The sequence below is a fragment of the Pseudomonas sp. YY-1 genome (assembly GCF_002843095.1).
Taxonomy (GTDB): Bacteria; Pseudomonadota; Gammaproteobacteria; order Pseudomonadales; family Pseudomonadaceae; genus Aquipseudomonas; species Aquipseudomonas sediminis_A.
This window is the reverse complement of sequence record NZ_PJLX01000044.1, coordinates 1-483: the sequence shown is the minus strand read 5'-3', so window position 1 is coordinate 483 and position 483 is coordinate 1. Positions and strand designations below refer to the sequence as shown.

Below are 483 nucleotides of genomic sequence, written 5' to 3'. Positions count from 1 at the left end.
GCATGCTGTTCGCTGCGCTGTCCGGCTCCTCACCGGCCACCGTCGCCGCAGTAGGCTCCATCGCCATCGCCGGCATGGTGCGTTCCGGTTACCCGCAGGCCTTCGGCGCCGGTATCGTGTGTAACGCCGGTACCCTGGGCATCCTGATTCCACCGTCGATCGTGATGGTGGTGTACGCCGCTGCCACCGAGCAGTCGGTGGGCAAGCTGTTCATGGCCGGTGTGATCCCCGGCATCATGCTCGGCCTGGTGCTGATGATCGCGATCTACATCGTCGCGCGCATCAAGAAGCTACCGGCTCTGCCGCGCGCCAGCTTCCGCGAGTGGCTGCGTGCTGCGCGTGAGGCGTTCTGGGGCCTGCTGCTGATGGTGATCATCCTCGGCGGTATCTACACCGGCATGTTCACCCCGACCGAGGCCGCGGCCGTGGCGGCGGTATACGCCGGCTTCGTTGCCCTGTTCGTGTACAAGGACCTGACCATCC

The 483-nt window shown here is 65.8% G+C and carries 1 pseudogene; it reads left to right on the top strand.

Annotation, left to right across the window (positions count from 1 at the left end):
* A pseudogene (gene dctM, locus CXP40_RS23575) lies at nt 1-483 on the top strand (C4-dicarboxylate TRAP transporter large permease protein DctM); the annotation flags it as partial.